General features: G+C 64.2%; 19 protein-coding genes and 2 tRNA genes. 8 read left to right on the forward strand and 13 right to left on the reverse strand.

All coding sequences use genetic code 11. From position 1 onward, the window contains the following. The 3 genes from BGN91_RS13920 to ppa all read left to right on the forward strand — a co-directional run. The coding region (locus BGN91_RS13920; protein ID WP_366408594.1) for a cysteine hydrolase at positions 1–738 on the forward strand (738 nt) is incomplete at its 5' end. A 183-nt stretch (positions 739–921) separates the two neighbouring features. Then, entirely contained in the window at positions 922–1,431 is a 510-nt protein-coding gene (locus BGN91_RS13925; RefSeq protein WP_292614080.1) for a GNAT family N-acetyltransferase, read from the forward strand. 334 nt (positions 1,432–1,765) lie between these two features. Next, positions 1,766–2,296 (forward strand): inorganic diphosphatase, encoded by a 531-nt coding sequence (gene ppa, locus BGN91_RS13930; RefSeq protein WP_292614082.1) that lies wholly within the window; start codon positions 1,766–1,768, stop codon positions 2,294–2,296. A 5-nt stretch (positions 2,297–2,301) separates the two neighbouring features. Here ppa and folD read toward each other — a convergent pair whose 3' ends face one another. The 3 genes from folD to BGN91_RS13945 form a co-directional block, all read right to left on the reverse strand. Beyond that, on the reverse strand, positions 2,302–3,186 hold the full coding sequence (gene folD / locus BGN91_RS13935) for a bifunctional methylenetetrahydrofolate dehydrogenase/methenyltetrahydrofolate cyclohydrolase FolD (protein ID WP_292614084.1): 885 nt from the start codon (positions 3,184–3,186) through the stop codon (positions 2,302–2,304). 118 nt (positions 3,187–3,304) lie between these two features. After that, on the reverse strand, positions 3,305–3,625 hold the full coding sequence (locus tag BGN91_RS13940; protein WP_292614087.1) for a DUF167 domain-containing protein: 321 nt from the start codon (positions 3,623–3,625) through the stop codon (positions 3,305–3,307). A gap of 11 nt (positions 3,626–3,636) precedes the next feature. Continuing rightward, complete coding sequence (locus tag BGN91_RS13945; protein ID WP_040674890.1) at positions 3,637–3,927, reverse strand: YggT family protein; 291 nt, start codon at positions 3,925–3,927, stop codon at positions 3,637–3,639. A 424-nt stretch (positions 3,928–4,351) separates the two neighbouring features. On the opposite strand from BGN91_RS13945, the gene BGN91_RS13950 reads away from it, so the two are divergent. Both BGN91_RS13950 and BGN91_RS13955 read left to right on the forward strand, forming a co-directional pair. Continuing rightward, positions 4,352–4,427 (forward strand) — tRNA-Ala (locus BGN91_RS13950). 438 nt (positions 4,428–4,865) lie between these two features. Beyond that, positions 4,866–7,451 (forward strand): autotransporter domain-containing protein, encoded by a 2,586-nt coding sequence (locus tag BGN91_RS13955; protein ID WP_292614094.1) that lies wholly within the window; start codon positions 4,866–4,868, stop codon positions 7,449–7,451. Positions 7,452–7,470: 19 nt separating this feature from the next. Here the strand turns inward: BGN91_RS13955 and BGN91_RS13960 are convergent, their stop codons facing one another. The 9 genes from BGN91_RS13960 to hemC form a co-directional block, all read right to left on the reverse strand. After that, the gene (locus BGN91_RS13960; RefSeq protein WP_292614096.1) at positions 7,471–8,253 is read right to left on the reverse strand and encodes an SDR family oxidoreductase; all 783 of its coding nucleotides are present in this window, start codon (positions 8,251–8,253) and stop codon (positions 7,471–7,473) included. A gap of 179 nt (positions 8,254–8,432) precedes the next feature. Beyond that, a complete protein-coding gene (locus tag BGN91_RS13965; protein ID WP_292614098.1) occupies positions 8,433–8,909 on the reverse strand; it encodes a TerB family tellurite resistance protein in 477 nt (158 codons plus the stop codon). A gap of 124 nt (positions 8,910–9,033) precedes the next feature. Then, on the reverse strand, positions 9,034–9,264 hold the full coding sequence (locus BGN91_RS13970; RefSeq protein ID WP_292614100.1) for a hypothetical protein: 231 nt from the start codon (positions 9,262–9,264) through the stop codon (positions 9,034–9,036). A gap of 241 nt (positions 9,265–9,505) precedes the next feature. Further along, entirely contained in the window at positions 9,506–9,751 is a 246-nt protein-coding gene (locus BGN91_RS13975) for a hypothetical protein (RefSeq protein WP_292614102.1), read from the reverse strand. Positions 9,752–10,305: 554 nt separating this feature from the next. After that, a tRNA-Thr gene (locus BGN91_RS13980) sits at positions 10,306–10,381 on the reverse strand. 137 nt (positions 10,382–10,518) lie between these two features. Beyond that, positions 10,519–12,171, reverse strand: a complete 1,653-nt coding sequence (locus BGN91_RS13985; protein WP_292614104.1) for a heme biosynthesis HemY N-terminal domain-containing protein — start codon at positions 12,169–12,171, stop codon at positions 10,519–10,521. A gap of 7 nt (positions 12,172–12,178) precedes the next feature. Next, positions 12,179–13,474 carry a hypothetical protein gene (locus BGN91_RS13990; protein ID WP_292614106.1) on the reverse strand — a complete coding sequence of 432 codons (1,296 nt, stop codon included), beginning with the start codon at positions 13,472–13,474 and terminating at the stop codon, positions 12,179–12,181. Between the two features lie 116 nt (positions 13,475–13,590). Then, positions 13,591–14,337 (reverse strand): uroporphyrinogen-III synthase, encoded by a 747-nt coding sequence (locus BGN91_RS13995; RefSeq protein ID WP_292614108.1) that lies wholly within the window; start codon positions 14,335–14,337, stop codon positions 13,591–13,593. Between the two features lie 4 nt (positions 14,338–14,341). Further along, positions 14,342–15,292: a hydroxymethylbilane synthase gene (gene hemC, locus BGN91_RS14000; protein WP_292614110.1), complete on the reverse strand. Its 951-nt coding sequence runs from the start codon at positions 15,290–15,292 to the stop codon at positions 14,342–14,344. Between the two features lie 229 nt (positions 15,293–15,521). On the opposite strand from hemC, the gene tsaD reads away from it, so the two are divergent. The 3 genes from tsaD (at position 15,522) to BGN91_RS14015 (ending at position 18,113) form a co-directional block, all read left to right on the forward strand. Next, complete coding sequence (tsaD, locus tag BGN91_RS14005) at positions 15,522–16,595, forward strand: tRNA (adenosine(37)-N6)-threonylcarbamoyltransferase complex transferase subunit TsaD (RefSeq protein ID WP_292614112.1); 1,074 nt, start codon at positions 15,522–15,524, stop codon at positions 16,593–16,595. Between the two features lie 13 nt (positions 16,596–16,608). After that, positions 16,609–17,592, forward strand: a complete 984-nt coding sequence (locus BGN91_RS14010; protein WP_292614114.1) for an NAD(P)H-dependent glycerol-3-phosphate dehydrogenase — start codon at positions 16,609–16,611, stop codon at positions 17,590–17,592. A gap of 107 nt (positions 17,593–17,699) precedes the next feature. After that, positions 17,700–18,113 (forward strand): EVE domain-containing protein, encoded by a 414-nt coding sequence (locus BGN91_RS14015; protein ID WP_292614115.1) that lies wholly within the window; start codon positions 17,700–17,702, stop codon positions 18,111–18,113. Between the two features lie 289 nt (positions 18,114–18,402). Here BGN91_RS14015 and BGN91_RS14020 read toward each other — a convergent pair whose 3' ends face one another. Continuing rightward, positions 18,403–18,747: a DUF2059 domain-containing protein gene (locus BGN91_RS14020; RefSeq protein WP_292614117.1), complete on the reverse strand. Its 345-nt coding sequence runs from the start codon at positions 18,745–18,747 to the stop codon at positions 18,403–18,405. Between the last annotated feature and the right edge of the window lie 58 nt (positions 18,748–18,805).

Consider the following 18,805-nt stretch of genomic DNA (forward strand, 5'->3'; position numbering starts at 1 on the left):
GCGGCCGGCATTGCCGCAGCGTCCGCGCTCGGCGCGAGCGCCGCGCAGGCGGCGGCTGGCGACGAATTGAAGGCGATCCCCGAACTCGCTCCCCACTGGAAGAAGCTGGACCTCGCGGCGATCCTGCGCAAGCCGGCGGCGTTCGCATCGGTGAGCCAGAACAATTCGCTGTATCAGCCATGGGGCGCGCAGGCCGGCGAGAAGCATTGGGAGCGTGGCAGCCTCGCGGCCACGATCAAGGTGGTGAACGCTGCGCGCAAAGCATCCAACTTCAAGTCGTTCAACTGGATCGGCTACGAGGTCTTCCGCGAAAACTATCCGCAGTCCGAGTTCGACAAGGTGCAATATGAAAGCTGGACCGGCGCGCTGAATTTCTCGCCGGAGAAAAAGAAGGCCGACAACGAGCTGGTTCCCGAACTGCGCGCGCTGGTGCGGCCCGGCGATCTCGAGTTCAATGAACTGGCTTTGCAGACCGCATTCGCCGGCACGCAACTGCCGCTCGAATTGTCGCGCAAGCGGATCGAGGTGCTGGTCCTGACCGGCATCCACACCGACTGGTGCATCGAGGGCAACGCACGCGCCGCGCGCGACAACGGCTACCTGCCCATTGTGATCGGCGACGCAACCGGGACGCAGAAGCCGGAGCAGCTTGCGGGTGCGTTGGAGCGCATCAACAACTTCTTCGCGCCGGTCATTTCCTCCGATACCTTCGTGCGGCTGCTGGGTCAGTCGAGCTGAACCGATCCTCCACGAGGAGGTCACGACGCTGCGGGCCGGTCTTGACCACGCCGGCCCGAGCGTTGCCCCGGACTGTCCCCTTTCGGTACAAAATGTCGCATCGGTGGTGCCGGGAATCCACATTTTAACCTTTAATTAACGATGGACCTTGAAGACCGCGCGCCGACTTGCTTTGATCGGGACATGAGCACGACCCTGATCGAACTCCGGCCGGCCAAGGTCGCGGATGCATCCGCGGTCGCCGCCACCCATGACGAAGCTTGGCGTTCGGCCTATCAGGGCATCATTCCCGGCGCGGAGCTTGAGAAGCTGATCAACCGGCGCGGTCCACACTGGTGGGACAGCGCGATCCGCAAAGGCAGCCGTATCAGCGTGCTGGTATTCGGCGACAAAGTCGCGGGCTATGCGAACTACGGTCACAACCGCGCCCGCAGCCTGCACTATGAAGGCGAAATCTACGAGCTTTACCTGCGCCCGGAATTCCAGGGCCTGGGGTTCGGCCGACGGCTGTTCACCGCCGCCCGGCGCGACCTCACGCAGAGCGGACTGAAAAGCATGGTGACCTGGGCGCTGTCCGACAACGAGTCGGCGACGGAGTTCTACCGCGCGCTCGGCGGCCGCATGGTCGCCCGCTCATCGGAGAGGTTCGGGCCGAAGTCGCTCGACAAGGTGGCGTTCGCCTGGGCCGGTTAGTGAAGCGGATTTAAAGATCGCGCCATCGTCATTCCGGCCTCCGCAGAAGCCATGCTCCGGATCCGGGAATGCGAGGGTCCGTTTCAACGGCGTTGAACCAGACTCGTCGCTTGCCTTTTTGTTTGAGCATGATCCTTTCCGAAAGCCGGTTTCCACTTTTTCGGGATCATGCCCTTAAAGACAATCGGCCGGTTTAGATACCGGGTTCGCGCGTCCGGCGCGCCCCGGATTGATCGAAAGTTTTTCAGCACCCCAAGTCGCCATTGAAGCCCGCCCGCTGCCCGGTCATAGTCGTTTTTCAGATTCCCATCCCAGACCCACCGCGAGGCGGCCGATGCGTATCGATGCGATCTCGACCGGACCCAATCCGCCACATGAGGTGAATGTCATCATCGAGGTGCCGGTCGGCGGCGAGCCCATCAAGTACGAGATGGACAAGAACGCCGGCACGCTGGTGGTCGACCGGTTTCTCTACACCGCGATGCGCTATCCCGGGAATTACGGCTTCATCCCGCATACGCTGTCGCAGGACGGCGACCCCTGCGACGTGCTGGTCGCCAACACGCGCGGTATCGTCCCCGGCGCCGTGATCAGCGTCCGGCCGGTCGGCGTATTGTTGATGGAGGACGAGGCCGGCGGCGACGAGAAAATCATCGCGGTCCCGACCTCGAAACTGACCCAGCGCTACGACAAGGTGAAAAACTACAGCGACCTGCCCGACATCACGCTGCAGCAGATCCAGCACTTCTTCGAGCACTACAAGGATCTGGAGCCCGGCAAATGGGTCAAGGTGTTGCGCTGGGGCGGCGCAGACGACGCGCACAGGTTGATCCTGGAAGCCATCGCGCGTGCGAAGGGGAAGTAGCTGCGCTACATCCCCGGCGCGGGCAATCCTTCGATCGCGCAGGCGGCGCGCAGCGTATTGACGAGAAGACAGGCCACCGTCATCTGGCCGACGCCGCCAGGCACCGGCGTCACCGCCCCCGCGACCTTCATGGCTTCGTCGAACGCAACGTCGCCGACGAGGCGGGTCTTGCCGTCGGCCGCAGGCAGGCGGGTGATGCCGACATCGATCACGGTCGCGCCCGGCTTGAGCCAGTCGCCGCGCACCATTTCGGCCTTGCCGACCGCCGCATAGACGAGATCGGCGCGGCGGCAGAGTTCGGGCAGGTTGCGCGAGCGTGAATGCGCGATGGTCACCGTGGCGTTTTCGTTGAGCAGCAACTGCACCAGCGGCCGTCCCACAAGATTGGAGCGACCGATCACGATGGCATCCATGCCTTCGAGCGAGGAATGCACGCTCTTGGTCAGGATGATGCAGCCGAGCGGCGTGCACGGCGACAATGCGGGCAAACCGCCGGCGAGACGACCGGCGTTATGCGGATGCAGGCCGTCGACATCCTTCGCCGGATCGATGGACGCAATGATGGTTTCGGTATCGAGTCCCTTCGGCAGCGGCAGTTGAACCAGAATGCCATGCACGGCGGGATCGGCGTTCAGTTTCGCGACCAGCGCCAGCAGGTCCGCCTGCGCGACATCGGCCGGCAGGACGTGTTCGAACGAGGCCATGCCGGCCGCCTGGGTCTGCTTGTGCTTGTTGCGGACGTAAACTTCGCTCGCGGGATCGTTGCCGACCAGCACCACGGCGAGGCCCGGAGTCAGCCCGTGATCGCGCTTCACCCGCGCCACCTCATCGGCCACCCGCGCGCGCAAATCTGCCGCGATGAGTTTTCCATCGATGATTTTGGCCGTCATGCTGATTCCTGGGCTTGCTGGAGTCTTTCACCGTTTCATGGAAACGATGAAAGCCTCCAGCTTCTTGGTTTAACGCGTTTCTTCACGCGAACCGGATTCCACTTCGCTCGAAAACGCTCTAGTCCGGTTCGGCCGCGGTCAATGCGCGAAGGGCATTGCCGAGCTTAACGGGATCGCCGCCGACCGCGACCTGCTTCAGCCGCGACGTCGCCCCCGCACGTATCCGGACGTCGATTTTCCGCACTCCGAGCGCCTTCGCCAGTATCGCCATGACAGCGCGATTGGCTTCGCCGCCTTCGGCGAGGGCGCGAACGCGAATCTTCACCACCGGGCGTCCGTCGGCCAACGTCTCAATGCCATCGATCCCGTCGCGGCCGCCGCGCGGCGTCACCCGGAGCGCGATGCTGATGCCCTCCGGAGAATACCGCCACGGCTCCATCAAGCCGCCGGTCAGAACACGGCGGGATAGATGTAATAGGTGATGACCCGCTGCATGAACAGGATGATCAGGATCAGGATGATCGGGGAGATGTCGAGCCCGCCGAGATTGGGCAGCATCCGGCGGATCGGCGCCAGCAGGGGTTCGGTGATCCGTTCCAGGAACTCAGCCACCGCGGCCACGAACTGATTGCGGGTATTCACCACATTGAAGGCAATCAGCCATGACAGGATCGCCGAGGCAATCAGCAGCCAGACATAGAGGTCGAGGATGATGAGAACGATATCCAGTATGGCTCGCATGAGGACTTGGCTCGCGGGTTTGGTCGTGGATTCGACCGGTGGAGGGAGTTTGACATTCGCGACCCCACCTGGCCGCGCGTCTCGGACGCGAATATTAGAATGGGACCACTCGTGCAGCGATTCAGCCGTTCTCTTCACCTTTGGCCGAAGGGCCGTCAAGAGAACTTCTGAACCGAACCACACCGGCAGTATCGGTCTCTCGTCTTCCCGGAATTGAAGTTCGCCCTTGGGGTGGTGACGCGACGGCGGCGAACTTGGCATCCGGACAACACGAGCCCGCTAAAATACCGTTTCGGTTCCCGCCAAACAAGGGAAGTCCGGGAAAATGAGCCTGAAATGCCGGTTTCAGCCGTTCTTGACTTGCCATTGACGAGGATTGTAAATGACGACGTTCCGGTCGCCGCGTCGTTCGCCGACCGTGGACGGGGCCATAGCTCAGCTGGGAGAGCGCGTCGTTCGCAATGACGAGGTCGGCGGTTCGATCCCGCCTGGCTCCACCAGTGATTCCGGAGAGGCAACCGTTATTCTGTGGAGCTGCCGTCGATCACGACGCGCTCGCTCGAACCGCTCGATCGTCGAAAGTGAAGCTCGACAGGACCGCGCATAATCCACGTCATTCGTCGTGGGACATCCTGTGGCCGGGCCGCCCCCTCGGCTGGCCGGCAGCTATTCGGACCCTGATCCGCAACTCAGCGTTGTACCTCGCGGATGAAATGCATCGCAGCATGGCGGATGGTGCAGCGCGGTTACTGCCAATGCGTTCCCCAGGGGCAACAACGCGGTCGAATCAGCACTTGCCGGCACACGGAAGCGGTGCGGAATGTCCGATCAGACAGAAGGTAAGATAATATTAGCCATAAGTAAGATGATAATGTCGGTCACACGATTCGGTCACGGCTCTGCTGGCGACCTCCAGCGCGCAGCCGGAGGAACGGGGCATGGGCAGACCGTCAATGGACAAGTCGGGCTTGGTGGCATGGCTCGCTTTGGCGTTGACGTGGGCGGCGCCAGGGGCAGCACAGGATGCCAGTTGGCTCGCTGCTCCGCCCGGCGGCGATTTTAATGACGCGGCGAACTGGACCCCGGCCACCGTGCCGACCGGCACCGCATCGTTCGGCATGTCGACCGGCACGACCATTACATTCTCGAGTGACACCACGCTGGGCGGGTGGACCTTCAACGCCGGCGCTTCGAATTATACCTTCGCCAGCGACCATGCTCTGATGTTCACCGGCGGGGGAATCGTCCTCAACGACGGCAGCGCCGACATCACCAACAATAATTTGCTGCAATTCTCCCACGCCAGCACAGCCGGCAGCGCCAGCATCACTGACACCAATAACGGTGTCCTGCAGTTCATCGACACCAGCACGGCCGGCAACGCCGTCATCACCAATCATGGTAGCCTGGAGTTCTATGACGCCACCAGGGCGGGCAGCGCCAACATCACCAACACCGGGACCCTGTACTTCTTCGGTGGCAGCACGGCCGACAACGCTATCATCACAAACAACGGTTCTCTGCAATTCGCCACCCGCGGCACGGCCGGCAACGCCAGTATCACCAATGGGGCTGGTGCGTCGACCGACTTCTCGGGGTCGAGCGGACCGCTCAACGACGGACAGCTTTCCGCCGGCTCGATCGCAGGCAACGGGCAATTCTACCTCGGTGCCAATCAACTGACGGTTGGCGGCAACAATCTGAGCACCACCGTCAACGGCGTCATCAGCGACTGCGGACCATCAGGCTCGAGTTGTAGTTCAACTGGCGCCACCGGCGGCACGCTGATCAAGACCGGGACGGGAACGCTGACGCTCACCAGCGCCAACCTCTATACCGGAGCCACCACGGTTGATGCCGGCACGCTCAACGTCACCGGCTCGCTGGCGGCGTCAAGCGCGGTCAGCGTCAACACCGGCGCGGTGCTTGCCGGCACCGGCAGCGTCGGCAGCGTCGGCATCAACAGCGGCGGCACGCTGGCGCCGGGCGACGGCACGCCGGGCTCCTCAATGAGTCTCGGCAGCCTGACCCTGCAAGCGGGCGCGGAGTATGTGGTGATGCTCAACCCCGCCACCGCGTCTTCCGCCCATGTCACGGGTGCAGCGACGCTCAGTGGGGCCACCGTCAGGGCGATCTATGCCAACGGCAGTTACATCTCGAAGCAATATACCATCCTCACCGCGGGCAACATCAGCGGCACGTTCGGCTCGCTGGCCAACACCAACCTTCCCGCGAACTTCACGACCGGCCTGAGTTATGACCCGACCCATGCCTACCTCAACCTGACGCTGAACTTTGTTCCGCAGCTTGCGAGTGCCTACCTCAGCACGAATCAGCGCAACGTCGCCACTACGCTGATCAATTCCTTCAACACCACCGGCGGCATTCCGCTGGTGTTCGGTGCGCTGACGCCGGCGGGCCTGACGTATATCTCGGGTGAAGCGGCGACCGGCTCGCTACAGTCCACCTTCAATGCGATGGACCTGTTCCTGGGGATCCTGACCGATCCCTTCATCGCCGGCCGCGGCAATGGTGCAACCGCAAACGGTGCGGCGCCGGCCCATCCCGAAGGGCGCTACGCTGTCAGCGCCTATGCGCCGGGAGACACGCCGCGCTACGAGCGTGACGCCTATGCCGCGATCTATCGTAAGGCGCCTGCAACGGCCGATCCCCTCACCCCACGCTGGAGCGTGTGGGCCACGGGCTATGGCGGCTCGCAGACCACCGACGGCAATACGTCGCTCGGGTCCAGTACCGCGACTTCCAGTGTCGCCGGCGTCGCGGTCGGCGCCGACTACCGCATTTCGCCGTTCACAACCGCGAGCTTCGCGCTGGCGGGCGGCGGAACCACCTTCAATGTCGTCAACGGAAGCGGACGGTCCGACCTGTTCCAGACGGGCACCTTCCTTCGACACACTGTCGGCTCCGCCTATCTCTCCGGTGCGCTCGCTTACGGCTGGCAGGACGTCACCACCAACCGCCTCGTGACGATCAGCAGCGCAGACCGGTTGCAGGCGCGTTTCAGCGCCGATGCATGGTCGGGTCGTGTCGAAAACGGCTATCGCGCGGTCAGTTCCGCAACGGGCGGCGTCGGTATCACGCCTTATACGGCCGGCCAGTTCATCACCTTCGAACTGCCGGCTTATGCCGAAAGTGTTCTGTCTGGCGCCAACACCTTTGCGCTGGCCAACCATGCCAAAAGCGTGACGGATATCCGCAGCGAAGTCGGTATCCGCACCGACAAATCCTGCGCGGTGCAGGACGCGATCCTGACGCTGCGCGGACGTCTTGCATGGGCGCACGATTTCAATCCGGACCGTACCGTCGTGGCGACGTTCCAGACCTTGCCCGGCGCCAGCTTCGTCGTAAACGGCGCGGCCATGGCCTCCGACGCCGCGCTTATCACCGGCGGGGCCGAGATGAAGTGGATCGACGACTGGTCGGTGGCCGCCACCTTCGAGAGCGAGTTCTCCAACGTCACGCGATCCTACGCCGGCAAGGGCACGATCCGCCACGTGTGGTGAGAAGCCGCGGGCCGAAACGTCACGATCGCCTTCGCATCTGGAAACCGGCGACCCCCCACAGGATGAAGTCGCGCGGAAACAGCCGAAGCAGGAACGGCACGATCTTGATCGCGCGCCCGGGCAGCACGGCCCTCTTGTTGGCCATCAGCGCCTTGTAGCCGTCCGCCGCAACGTCCTTTGCGGACACCTTGAGAATCGCGGAATCAAAGCCCGGCTTGAGCCCCGCCCGCGCCTGAAATCCGGAGGGCACCGGCCCCGGACAGATCACGGTGACCCGGACCCCGAGCGGCCCCAGTTCGCCGCGCAGCGCCTCGCTGAACGACAGGACAAAGGCTTTCGTTGCGTAATAGACCGCCATTCCGGGACCCGGCAAAAATCCTCCGATCGATCCGACATTAAGAATGCCGCCGCGCAGCCGGATCACGCTTGGGGCGAAATGCAATGTCAGATCGGTCAGCGCCCGGATGTTGAGGTCGATCATCGCAAGCTGATCGGCGCGATCCAGTTCGGCAGCACGGCCGAACAATCCATACCCGGCATTGTTCACGAGATACTTGACCTCGACACTCTCGGCGGTGAGTGCCGCAGCGATCCGGTCTGTCGCATCCGCTTCGCCGAGATCGCACGGGATCACGATCGGCGACATGCGGCCCGATGCGGCGATTTCAGCCGCAAGCGCATTGAGGCGGTCGGCGCGCCGGGCGACCAGGGCCACCCTGTGCCCGTGGGCGGAGAATACCCGCGCGAATTCGGCGCCGATCCCGGAGGACGCGCCTGTTATCAATGTCACCGGATTGATCACGATACACACTCTTGAAAATGACTGTGAATAAAACACGGCCGGAGGGCGACCGTTTCAGCATGGAGCGGGACGGTCTTCAACACGCTGACGGGAGCGTCAGTTCGAATATTCCGCTTTACATTTGCAACCGGAAACCCTGACAAACCGGGCGCGCTCGGCGGTTCACGCCGCGCGGCTCCTCAGTTTGACCGACCTGCCGCTGATCGCTGGCCGACGCGGTGCTTGAGTTCGATGCGATCGCGCGAGGAGACCGCCAGGAGATCGGCGGCGCGCCACACCACGTTCTCCTCGAATTCGCTGACGTGACCGTCCGCATAAACCAGTTCCCACATCATTTCGACGATGCGCAAACGATCCTCATCGTTCAGCGATCGCATGATCACGCTGGTGAAATGATAGAGGTCGACCGCTTCGCCCTCAACCAGCGTCGCCGCCTCGATCAGCTTGTCGGCGGTGCCGGGGTCCAATTCAAAACGGGTTTCGATCAGTTCGTGCAACTTGCGAAGTTCAACATCGGAAGGCGCACCGTCGAGCGAGATGATATGGACGAACAGCGCAGTCGCCGCGAGCTTGCACCCCGTTTCGTCGAATGACCGATGTTCCGGCGTTTCGGATGACACAACGTCGGCAATGAAATGGCGCAGTCTGTCGAGCATCGATTCGTCTGCCGCAATGTTGGAATGTCACGCGAGCGCGTTCATCAATACGGAAGTCAACCATGCACCTTGCGCCGGAGTTCCCCGCGAAAGGATTACGCTTCGGCAAGGCAGCAGCTGAAGCCTACTCGCCGTGCTCGGTCAAGGTCCTGGCGCACCTCTTGCTGAGCTTGGCGCGGTGTTCCTTCAAGCACGCCAGAACGACCATATCGCCGTCGTTCATCTTGGACCGGCAATACCGCGTCACGTCTCGCGCGCAGTCGGAATGATGCTTTTCCGCAGCGCTTTGCGCCGACGCGACGCCGGTCATTCCGAGCAGGGACAGAAGCGATAAAATGGCGGCAAGGCGGGTCATCGGTGCTCCATCAGTTTCGGTTGAAATCTACCTGCATCTTGCAAAATCGGCCGGCGGTCCTCAATCACATGCTCCTGAATCGAACAAGCTGGCACCGCTCACGTGACTCGAATACGCGACTTCTATCATTATGGAGTGAGAAAAAGTCTGTAGCAGCAGCATGGTTCAAGCGCTTTCTCAGCCGAGGCGCCCAGCGGTCTGTCCGGGCCGGCGCGCACAGCCGATTCAATCAGCGCGAGAATCAAGATGACAGCATCTCCTCCCCTGAAACGACCTTTTCCACCGCTGCGATGCCGCGATCGGCCAATTGTATTTTGTGCCTGACCCCCTCCTGGCGCCAGGCGACGATCATCGCGTGTGCCGCGTCTTGCCGCAGCTCTGCACGCCGGACCGCTTGTCCCGAGAATGTCAGGTAGCGCATCACGATGTCGAGCGCCTCGCTCAAAACAGCCGGGTCCACATCCAAGGGCCACAGGTACGGCAACATCACACACTCCTCGTCGCGCACGGTGTGAAAGCGTCTACGACCTAAAAGGGTTCCAGAAACTAATCAGGGACGGGCCCTTTTGGCTACTGAAAGCTTCCGGTTTTCGGTGAGATATTCAATCCACAGCCGCTCCATCATTCGCTCCGCCTCTCCGGCTGGTACTCCTCTCCGTTCTTCAAGGACCTTCCCATTTGGCCTTTATGGACCGTGCCGGAGTCAGGATTGTCGAAGTGCGGCATGAATGTCGCTCCGGCAGGGATGCGCGTCATGCCTTCCGTGGTCACCATGAATTGGTCGGGCGTTCCGGGTGTCGCCCTATGCATCTTCTCGAGCGGCCGTCTCTCCGCGAAGTTCGAGATGGATCCGCGTCATCGCCTTCCGGCCGCCTTGAGCAAGAACACCCGCTTGAGCAAGGACACCCGTATGAGCGGAACGAGCCTCGTGCAGCAAGCGAGCTTTCTTTCGCCTGGTTGCTCGCTGGCTCCTTTGACGAAACAGGGACCGGATAACCCAGCCGGCCTGACAAATTTAGTCAGTATTTTCGGCCATAGGGTTGGTGCCGCTTGCGTGACTCGAACACGCGACCCCATCATTACGAATGATGTGCTCTACCAACTGAGCTAAAGCGGCTTAACCCTTCACATGCCAGGGTCATTGCGGCGCGGCCGGAAACATTCCGGCGCACCTCGCTCCTGATTATCGGGCGCTGTCCCCCTTTGCAAGAACCCGACGCCGCGCCGCCGACAAATATCGCTGCCCGGCGGCCGTCAGGTGCTCCGACGCGACAGGAGACCGCGCAATCCTCCGGCCTGGCGCGCGGCCGGCGTGTTTTCCTCAGCAAATCCATCGTTTTGCTGATCTTCATCGACTCCCGGATCGTCGGGGGCGCGAACGATCGGAATCACCGCGGGAATGTCGGGCGCGCCGGTCTTGTCCGAGTCCGGTTGGGCACGGAAGCCCGGCGACGGCTCGGCCTCGACTCCGGCCGGTGACGGTTCGACCGCGATGACCGGCGTTGCGCCGTCCTGAGCGGCGGAATCCTCCGTCGGAGACGCCGGCGGCAACGCTTCGACGCGCGGCGCTTCGCCCGCGATCTGGTCCGGGAGTCCGGCCTCGACCAAAGCGGGCCGGCTCGACGGCAGCGCCGCCAGCGGGGTCTGCCACTGAAAGGCATCGAGCCGCCCGGTCACCGGCGAGACCGGACGCCAGTGGTCCGACACGTATCCGTCCGCGGTCCAGACCGGATCGTGCAGGGCACGAACCGCACGCAGCGTCCAGGCGCGGGCGCGGCCGCTATCGCCGTGTTCGTTGTGCTCGATTTCGGCCATCAGCATCGCAACGCGTTGTGTCGGCGCGGCAATCAGCGGCTCCAGTGCGGCGCGGGCGCGGGCGAATTCGCTGGCGTCGATCGCAGCGCGCGCAATGGCCATCGCGCCTTCCGGATGACCTGGCGTTTTTTCCGCCAGCGTCTCGACCCGCGCCAGCCGCTCCCGCGCCGAATCGCCGGGCGTGACATGGGCATAAGCGTCCGCGAGATCAGGGTGCGGCTGCGCCAGCCACGCGGTTTCGATCATCCGCATCGCACGCCGCATCTGGTTCGCTTCGCTCAGATACCTGCTCGCAAGCACCACGGCCGGAACGAGCGTCGGGGCGAATTTCACCGCCTCCATGACGCTCGTACGTGACGCGTCGCGATCCGACTGTTCAAGCTCCAGCGCCCGCGCGGTCAGCAGCACGCCGCGCTGACGGCGATACAGCGCCTTGTCGATGAGCCCAGACGCGACGTTCTTGTCGAGGATGGCAAGCGCGCCGGTCCAGTCGGCCCGCGCGCAACGGTAGCCGAGCGCGGCCTGCGAAGCCCACATCGACGACGGTGAAACCTTGAGCGCTTCCTCGGCGATCGCCACCGCGGCCGCGCGATCATCGGCACGCTGGGCTTCGATGAAAAGCCCGCGCAAGCCCAACAACCGCGTGTCCGCCCGTTCGGCCATGGCGCGGAAGGCGCGCTGCGCGCGGTCCGCATTGCCGTCGAGCTGCGCGGACTGCGCATGCAGCAGCAACGTCAACGGATCGCGCGACACCAGCCGCCGGGCAGCCCTGGCATGTGATCGTGCGGCTGCAGCGTCGCCCTGACCGATCGCGAGAAGTCCACGGGTCACCGCCTCCCGGCCGCGCGCGTTGCGGCGATCCCGCCGCGCCCGCCGCATGCGCTTCGGCGCGAGCCACAGACCCCGCACGATGCTCCACACCAGAACGGCGGCAACGACAAGCAGGCCCAATCCAAGTATGAAAGCCGGCACCGTTGCTTCGATACGCCAGACATCCCACGACATCACGATCGTGCCGGTCTGATCGGCGACCCAGGTGGCGCCCAGCGCCGCGAGTGCAATGAGAACGAGGAACAGGATAATGCGGAACATCTGAAACCTATGGCGCTGGTTTGGTCAGCGCCGCCATCGCGTCGGCTGCGAATTGACGCGACGCGGCAAGAGCGGCATCGTGTGCGTCGACCCTGGCGAGCCAAGGTTCGGCGGCGGTGCGATCGGCCGCAGGAAGTGAGTTCAATTCTGCCTTCGCTGCGGCCACGTCGTTTTGCCGCGCCGCTGCGGCGATGCGCTCGACGATGGCGCTGGCGGCTTCCTTGTGCGAACCGTCGATGCGTTCGACGTGCACCAGACGTGCGGCGCCCTCCTGCAACCGATTTATGATGCTGCTGCCGGTCGTCGCCATGACCGGCGTCGATGCCGGCGCAATCTTCGGCACGATCGCAAGCAGTTCGCGAGACAATGCGTTCGCACTTGGCACGCCCGAGTCCGCAAACACTTCCAGCGATTTTAACGTGCCGGGATCGGCGATCAGGCCCTTCGACGCCGCCAGCAGATCGCCATAAGGCTGCCCCTGGCGCACCGCCGCATTGAGCAGCGTCGCGGCCATCGCCCGGCGGAGCGGCACGTCATCGGCCGGAGCCGGCTCATGCTTGGTTGCGTCGGCGCTCTGGGTTTGTGTTGTCTGCTCGACCTGGTGTTCGACTTGAGCGAGCCGGGCGCTGATGGCCGCAAGATCAGACGCATCGTCGGCGTCACGAGGCGCGGCCGCGCCCTCCTTCAGTCCCGCCGCCAGCTTGTCGGACTGACCACGAACCGCGGCGAGTTCGCTGCGCAAGGATGCAACGGATTTTTCCAGGGCATCGACACGCGCAGCAGCGGCCGGATCGGACGCCGGAGCAGCCGGCTTGCCGGCTTTGGATTCGACGCTGGCTAACCGGTTCGAAAGATCGCCGAACTGCTCCTGACTGACTTGCGGCGCAGGCGCGGAGGACAATAGCGGCAAGTCCGCCAGCCGCGCGCCGGCGATCACGAACCCGGCCGCGACCGCGCCGCTGAGCGCACCAACCACGGCCGACAAGGCACGGGAGCGCGGAGGCGGAGCAACGGGCTGCTCGGAGATGGACTGTTGATCGCCCATAGCGCCATCCGTAGCACCGGAATCGGACTCATCCGCATTAGACATTCGATTGGCTTCGAGGTCTGCGGCAGACGAGTTGTTGTGCCAGCCCCCCTCCTGCGTCACGTCATCCTGCCTGGTATCGGCGGCTCCGTCCGAAAGTCCCGAAGCGGCTTGATCCGCCTCCTTGGCGCTTTCAGTCGTTTCAATGTCCGTCGCAGGCGAGTGCTTCTGCGAGCCCCCCTCCTGCGACGCGTCATCGTGCCTGTCATCTGCCATCGTCACGGTTCCCCATTGCGGCGACACATCGGTATCAGATCGAGACCCCTCTCCCTATTACCCCGATTACGGTCGCAACGCACCAACTACCGCGCCAGCGGCCGCACCGCACAATTTCACCGCGATGAAGGCTGCAACGCGCCGTCAAGCGCCTCCAATACCGCATTTTCGGCCGGCGCGCGCGCCACCACCACCTGCGGAGCGCCGGCATCGCGCAGAATTGAGGCCACGGCTCCGGAGATACAGCATTGCGGGATCGCCAAAGCCGATATTTCGACGCCACCGACGCGAACGGCGTCCAGAAATGCACGGGCGCTGCGTCGCGAGTAATGCAGCACCGCCGAAATCCGGTGGGCGGCAAATGCATCGCAGACGTCGCGGGCGAGATTCGCCACCGGCGCCATCCGGTAGCAGATCGCCGTCATCACGGCCAAACCGCGCGTTCCGAGTTCTGCGGCGAGGTCGCATGACCGGTCAGCCGCCGCAAGATAAAGTATTTTGGCCCCCCTCGGCAGGGTTTTGGCGCGAACGCTCTTGATGATGAGTTCGCGCAATGCGATCGCATCACCGCCCGCCGCGGCCACGTCCCGAAAGCCGGCATCGCGCGCCGCCTCCGCGGTATGCCGGCCGACCGCGAACACGGCCAGCCCCAGCAGCGACTCTCTGCCCGGATGTGCGGCGAGCGCGCGCAGCGCGTTGGCGCTGGTCACGATGACGGCATCGTAGCCCGCGTCCGGATCGATCTCGAACGGGACCGCTTCGAAACGCAGCACCGGCGACAGCAGAACCTCGAGCCCCTTCGCGCGGAGTGCCGCGGCCGTGGTCTCGTTGTCCGGCTCCGGCCGTGTGACGAGAACCGCCAACGCCTTATGCTCCGGCGAACAGCGTGAAGAATTTCTCGCCGGCGCGCTCGCGCAGTTCCCGCGCGGCGTCCGCACCGAGCGCGATTGCATCGGCACGCCCACCCTCGCGCGTGGTCTCATAGGACTCCTTGCCATCGGGAGAAATGATGAGGCCGCGGAAATGGATGCGATCACCGTTCACGCGGCAATGGCCGCCGATCGGCGTGCGGCAGGAGCCGTCGAGCAGCGCCAGAAAGCTCCGCTCGGCGCTCAGCGCAACTTCCGTCTCGGAATCGCCGATCGCCTTGACGAAGGAATTGATGCGGTCATCGTCACGGCGCGACTCGATCGCGATGGCGCCCTGCCCGACCGCCGGCAGGAATTCGTCGACCTCCAGAACGCGGGTCGCCTTGTCCTGCAATCCGAGGCGATTGAGGCCAGCCAGCGCCAGCAGCGTGGCATCGGCCTCTCCCGCCGCGATCTTGCGCAAGCGCGTCTCGACATTGCCGCGCAATGAATTGACTTTCAGGTCCGGGCGCAGCCGCAGCACCATGGCTTGCCGCCGCAGCGAGGCCGTCCCAACCGTCGCGCCTGCCGGCAGATCCTTCAAAGAGCCGGCGCGCGGGCTGATAAAGACGTCGCGAACGTCCTCGCGCGGCAAAAACGCCGGCAGCCAGGTGGCGTCAGGCAGAAAGGTCGGCACGTCCTTGGACGAATGCACTGCGAAATCGATCGAGCCCGCCAGCAGGGCTTCCTCGATCTCCTTGGTAAAGAGACCCTTGCCGCCGACATCGAAAAGCGGACGATCCTGAATCGCATCGCCCGAGGTGCGGATGGTCTTGATGACGATTCGCTCGGGCTCGACCTGATGCGCCCGCGCCAGCCGGCCACGCACCTCGTGGGCCTGCGCCAGCGCCAGCGGGCTGCCGCGGGTGCCGATCGTTGCCAATATGTCTGTCTCACCCGAGGATTGCACGCCAGGACCTCATAATGTTCCACCGTCAGGGAAGGGAAACGCTGGTTTACCGGATAACGCAAGACCATATCTCGTGGTCCCATTCCAGCATTCTCACGCCCTTGCCGCGGAAGCTGCTTGTAAAGGCTGGAATCAGCGGGGCAGATTCTGATTTTGACATCCGCTTGACGGGTTTGCTGCAAAGTGGGTAGCGAGTGTCAAAGTCACCCCCGCTGGATACGATATACCGATGCTGGTGCTAGGGATCGAGACCACCTGCGACGAAACCGCAGCCGCCGTGGTCGAGCGCCAAGCCGACGGAAGCGCCCGGATTCTCTCCAATGTCGTGCGCTCGCAGACCCGAGAACATGCTCCCTATGGGGGCGTGGTTCCTGAAATCGCAGCGCGCGCCCATGTCGATCTGCTCGACGGCATTATAGCCCGCGCCATCAAGGAATCGGGCGTGGACTTTCCCCAGCTTTCCGGGGTCGCGGCTGCTGCCGGACCGGGCCTGATCGGCGGCGTCATCGTGGGTCTGACCACGGCAAAGGCGATCGCACTCGTTCACCGAACGCCGCTGATCGCGGTCAATCACCTGGAGGCCCACGCGCTGACGCCACGGCTGACCGGCCGACTGGAATTTCCCTACTGCCTGTTCCTCGCCTCCGGCGGCCATACCCAGATCGTCGCGGTGCTCGGCGTCGGCCATTATGTACGGCTCGGCACCACGGTCGATGACGCCATGGGCGAGGCCTTCGACAAGGTGGCGAAGATGCTCGGCCTGCCCTACCCCGGCGGACCGCAGGTCGAGCGCGCCGCGGCGAGCGGCGACGCCACCCGATTCAACTTTCCCCGGCCGATGCTCGGACGTCCCGACGCCAACTTCTCGCTCTCCGGCCTGAAAACCGCCGTGCGCAACGATGCCGGTCGCATCGACCCGCTGGAGCCGCAGGATATCAGCGATCTCTGCGCCGGATTCCAGGCCGCCGTGCTGGAGGCGACGGCCGATCGACTCAGCGTCGGCCTTAAACTGTTTGAAGAGCGGTTCGGCGCGCCGCGCGCGCTGGTCGCCGCCGGAGGCGTCGCCGCCAATCAGGCGATCCGCGGGGCGCTTGAGGGCGTTGCGGCCAGCGCGAGGACCCCGCTCATCATTCCTCCGCCTGACCTGTGCACCGACAACGGCGCCATGATCGCGTGGGCCGGCGCCGAACGGCTGGCGGCCGGCTTGACCGATACGCTCGAGGCTCCTCCGCGTGCGCGCTGGCTGCTGGATGCAAAGGCGCAGGCGCCCGCGGGCTTCGCCAACACCCGCGCCGGATTTTGAAGGCGGTGTCGCGATGAGACCGCTCAACCGCATTTGCGTGATCGGCGCAGGAGCCTGGGGCACCGCGCTCGCCGGCGTCGCCGCGCGCGCCGGCCGGGAGGTGACGCTGTATGCGCGCGATGCCGCGGTCGCCGCGGCGATCTCGGCAACGCGTGACAATCCGCGGCTGCCCGGCATTCCGCTCGACCCCGGCATCGCCGTGACCGACGACGTCGCCGCCGCCGCCGGCCGCGCCGAGATCGTCGTGATCGCGGTCCCCGCACAGAATTCGCGCGCGGCGATCACCGCGCTGGCCCCGCATCTCGCAGCCAGAACGCCGGTCATCGCCAGCGCCAAGGGCATCGAGCACGGCACGCGGCGTTTCATGACCGAGGTGATCGAGGAGGCCGCGCCACATGCCGTCCCCGCGATCCTGTCCGGACCGAGTTTTGCCGACGACGTGGCGCGGGGGCTTCCGACCGCGGTGACGCTGGCGGCGAAAGACGAAACCATGGCGATGGCACTGGTCCAGGCGCTCGGCTCGAAGACCTTCCGGCCCTATCACACAACCGATATTCGCGGTGTCGAAATCGGCGGCGCGGCGAAGAACGTGCTCGCGATTGCCGCGGGCATCGTCGCGAGCCGCCACTTAGGGGCCTCGGCGCTCGCGGCGCTGACGACGCGGGCCTTCGCCGAACTGATGCGGCTCGGGCTCGCCTGCGGCGCGCGGGCCGAGACCATCTCGGGGCTGGCGGGACTGGGCGATCTGATCCTGAGCTGCTCCAGCCCGCAATCGCGCAATTTCTCGCTCGGCGTCGCGCTCGGCCGTGGCGAGCCGTTCTCGCGCGAAAAACTCAGCGAAGGCGAATTCACCGCGCCGGTTTTGGCCGAATTGGCGGCGGCGAATGGAATCGACATACCGGTCGCACAGGCGGTCGCAGCCATTCTCGCCGGCCGATTGACGATCGACGAGGCCATCGACAATCTGCTGACGCGGCCATTCCGGGCCGAGGGATAGCTTTCGCTGTCATGCCCGCGCTTGTCGCGGGCATCCACGTCTTGGTAGTAGAGACAGGAAGACGTGGATGGCCGGAACAAGTCCGGCCATGACGTGGGATCGTTCTCATGAACTACTGGCTGGTGAAATCGGAGCCTTCGGCGTGGTCGTGGGAGCAGCAGGTGGCGAAGGGCGCCAAGGGCGAGGCCTGGACCGGCGTGCGCAACTTCACGGCGCGGCAGCACCTCGTCGCCATGAAAAAGGGCGACCTGGCCTTCTTCTATCATTCCAACGAGGGCAAGGAGATCGTCGGCATCGCCGAGATCATCCGCGAGGCCTATCCCGATCCCACTGATGAAACCGGCAAGTTCGTCTGCGTCGACATCAAGGCGGACAAGCCGCTGAAGACGCCGGTGACGATCGCCGCCGTCAAGGCCGAGAAGCGCCTGGCCGACATGGCGCTGGTCAAATACTCGCGCCTCTCGGTGCAGCCTGTGACGGCGGCGGAATGGAAGCTGGTCTGCAAGATGGGCGGGCTCTGAGCGGGGCGGGTATCACGCGAGCTGATCCCCACGACTTGCTTTGCACCCGGCAGCGCCGGCGCGCGAGCGCAATCCACGGCGACCACGCTTTTTCCACCCGGGATCGGTTGTCGCATCGTCCGGCATGGCAGCTATGCAAGCCGTTCGCCGTAAGGGGCGGGAAACCGGTCAGGCACCCATAAAGCGCAATCCGTCAGATCGCATGGCCCTTCTTGCGCAATTCCTCGATCATCCGCGTTCGTATCTCGCTGGCGACCGACCGGCCGAACTGCTGGCCGACCACCATGGTCTACTGGGCCAATAGCGGCGTTTTCCGAAGAAATTTTTGACCGACCGGCGTCTTGTAGAAAACAATCAGCGCGCGCAGATCGTCCGCCGTGAAATTGCTGGCATAGACCTTCACCACCGCGTCGGACAATTCGTCCATGCGGCTTTGGAAGCTCTGCAGCAGCATCGGAATCATGGCGTCGTAATCACGCTCGACGTTGGCGCGGCCCTGCACGATCGCCGGCTTCAGCGTCGTCATGATCGTCGGCATCAAGCTCTTGAATTGCTCGCCAAGCTTGATGGTGGCCACCAGTTCCTTCGCGGCGGCTATTGATTCCGACGACGGGGTTTCCGCTCGCGCGGGCATCGGCGCGAGCCATATCGTGGCCAGAGCGAGGAGGCACCCGAAGCGAGACAGAGACTTC

Source organism: Nitrobacter sp. 62-13 (assembly GCF_001896955.1).
Lineage (GTDB): Bacteria > Pseudomonadota > Alphaproteobacteria > Rhizobiales > Xanthobacteraceae > Nitrobacter.

Bases quoted from the DNA above. Each gene is read 5' to 3' on its own strand.
- BGN91_RS13955 (WP_292614094.1), top strand. From the start codon at position 4,866: ATGGGCAGACCGTCAATGGACAAGTCGGGCTTGGTGGCATGGCTCGCT.
- BGN91_RS13965 (WP_292614098.1), bottom strand. From the start codon at position 8,909: ATGCTCGACAGACTGCGCCATTTCATTGCCGACGTTGTGTCATCCGAA.
- BGN91_RS13985 (WP_292614104.1), bottom strand. From the start codon at position 12,171: ATGTTCCGCATTATCCTGTTCCTCGTTCTCATTGCACTCGCGGCGCTG.
- BGN91_RS13990 (WP_292614106.1), bottom strand. From the start codon at position 13,474: ATGGCAGATGACAGGCACGATGACGCGTCGCAGGAGGGGGGCTCGCAG.
- BGN91_RS14015 (WP_292614115.1), top strand. From the start codon at position 17,700: ATGAACTACTGGCTGGTGAAATCGGAGCCTTCGGCGTGGTCGTGGGAG.
- BGN91_RS14010 (WP_292614114.1), top strand. From the start codon at position 16,609: ATGAGACCGCTCAACCGCATTTGCGTGATCGGCGCAGGAGCCTGGGGC.
- BGN91_RS13940 (WP_292614087.1), bottom strand. From the start codon at position 3,625: ATGGAGCCGTGGCGGTATTCTCCGGAGGGCATCAGCATCGCGCTCCGG.
- BGN91_RS13970 (WP_292614100.1), bottom strand. From the start codon at position 9,264: ATGACCCGCCTTGCCGCCATTTTATCGCTTCTGTCCCTGCTCGGAATG.
- BGN91_RS14020 (WP_292614117.1), bottom strand. From the start codon at position 18,747: ATGCCCGCGCGAGCGGAAACCCCGTCGTCGGAATCAATAGCCGCCGCG.
- ppa (WP_292614082.1), top strand. From the start codon at position 1,766: ATGCGTATCGATGCGATCTCGACCGGACCCAATCCGCCACATGAGGTG.
- folD (WP_292614084.1), bottom strand. From the start codon at position 3,186: ATGACGGCCAAAATCATCGATGGAAAACTCATCGCGGCAGATTTGCGC.
- BGN91_RS13945 (WP_040674890.1), bottom strand. From the start codon at position 3,927: ATGCGAGCCATACTGGATATCGTTCTCATCATCCTCGACCTCTATGTC.
- tsaD (WP_292614112.1), top strand. From the start codon at position 15,522: ATGCTGGTGCTAGGGATCGAGACCACCTGCGACGAAACCGCAGCCGCC.
- BGN91_RS13975 (WP_292614102.1), bottom strand. From the start codon at position 9,751: ATGTTGCCGTACCTGTGGCCCTTGGATGTGGACCCGGCTGTTTTGAGC.
- BGN91_RS13925 (WP_292614080.1), top strand. From the start codon at position 922: ATGAGCACGACCCTGATCGAACTCCGGCCGGCCAAGGTCGCGGATGCA.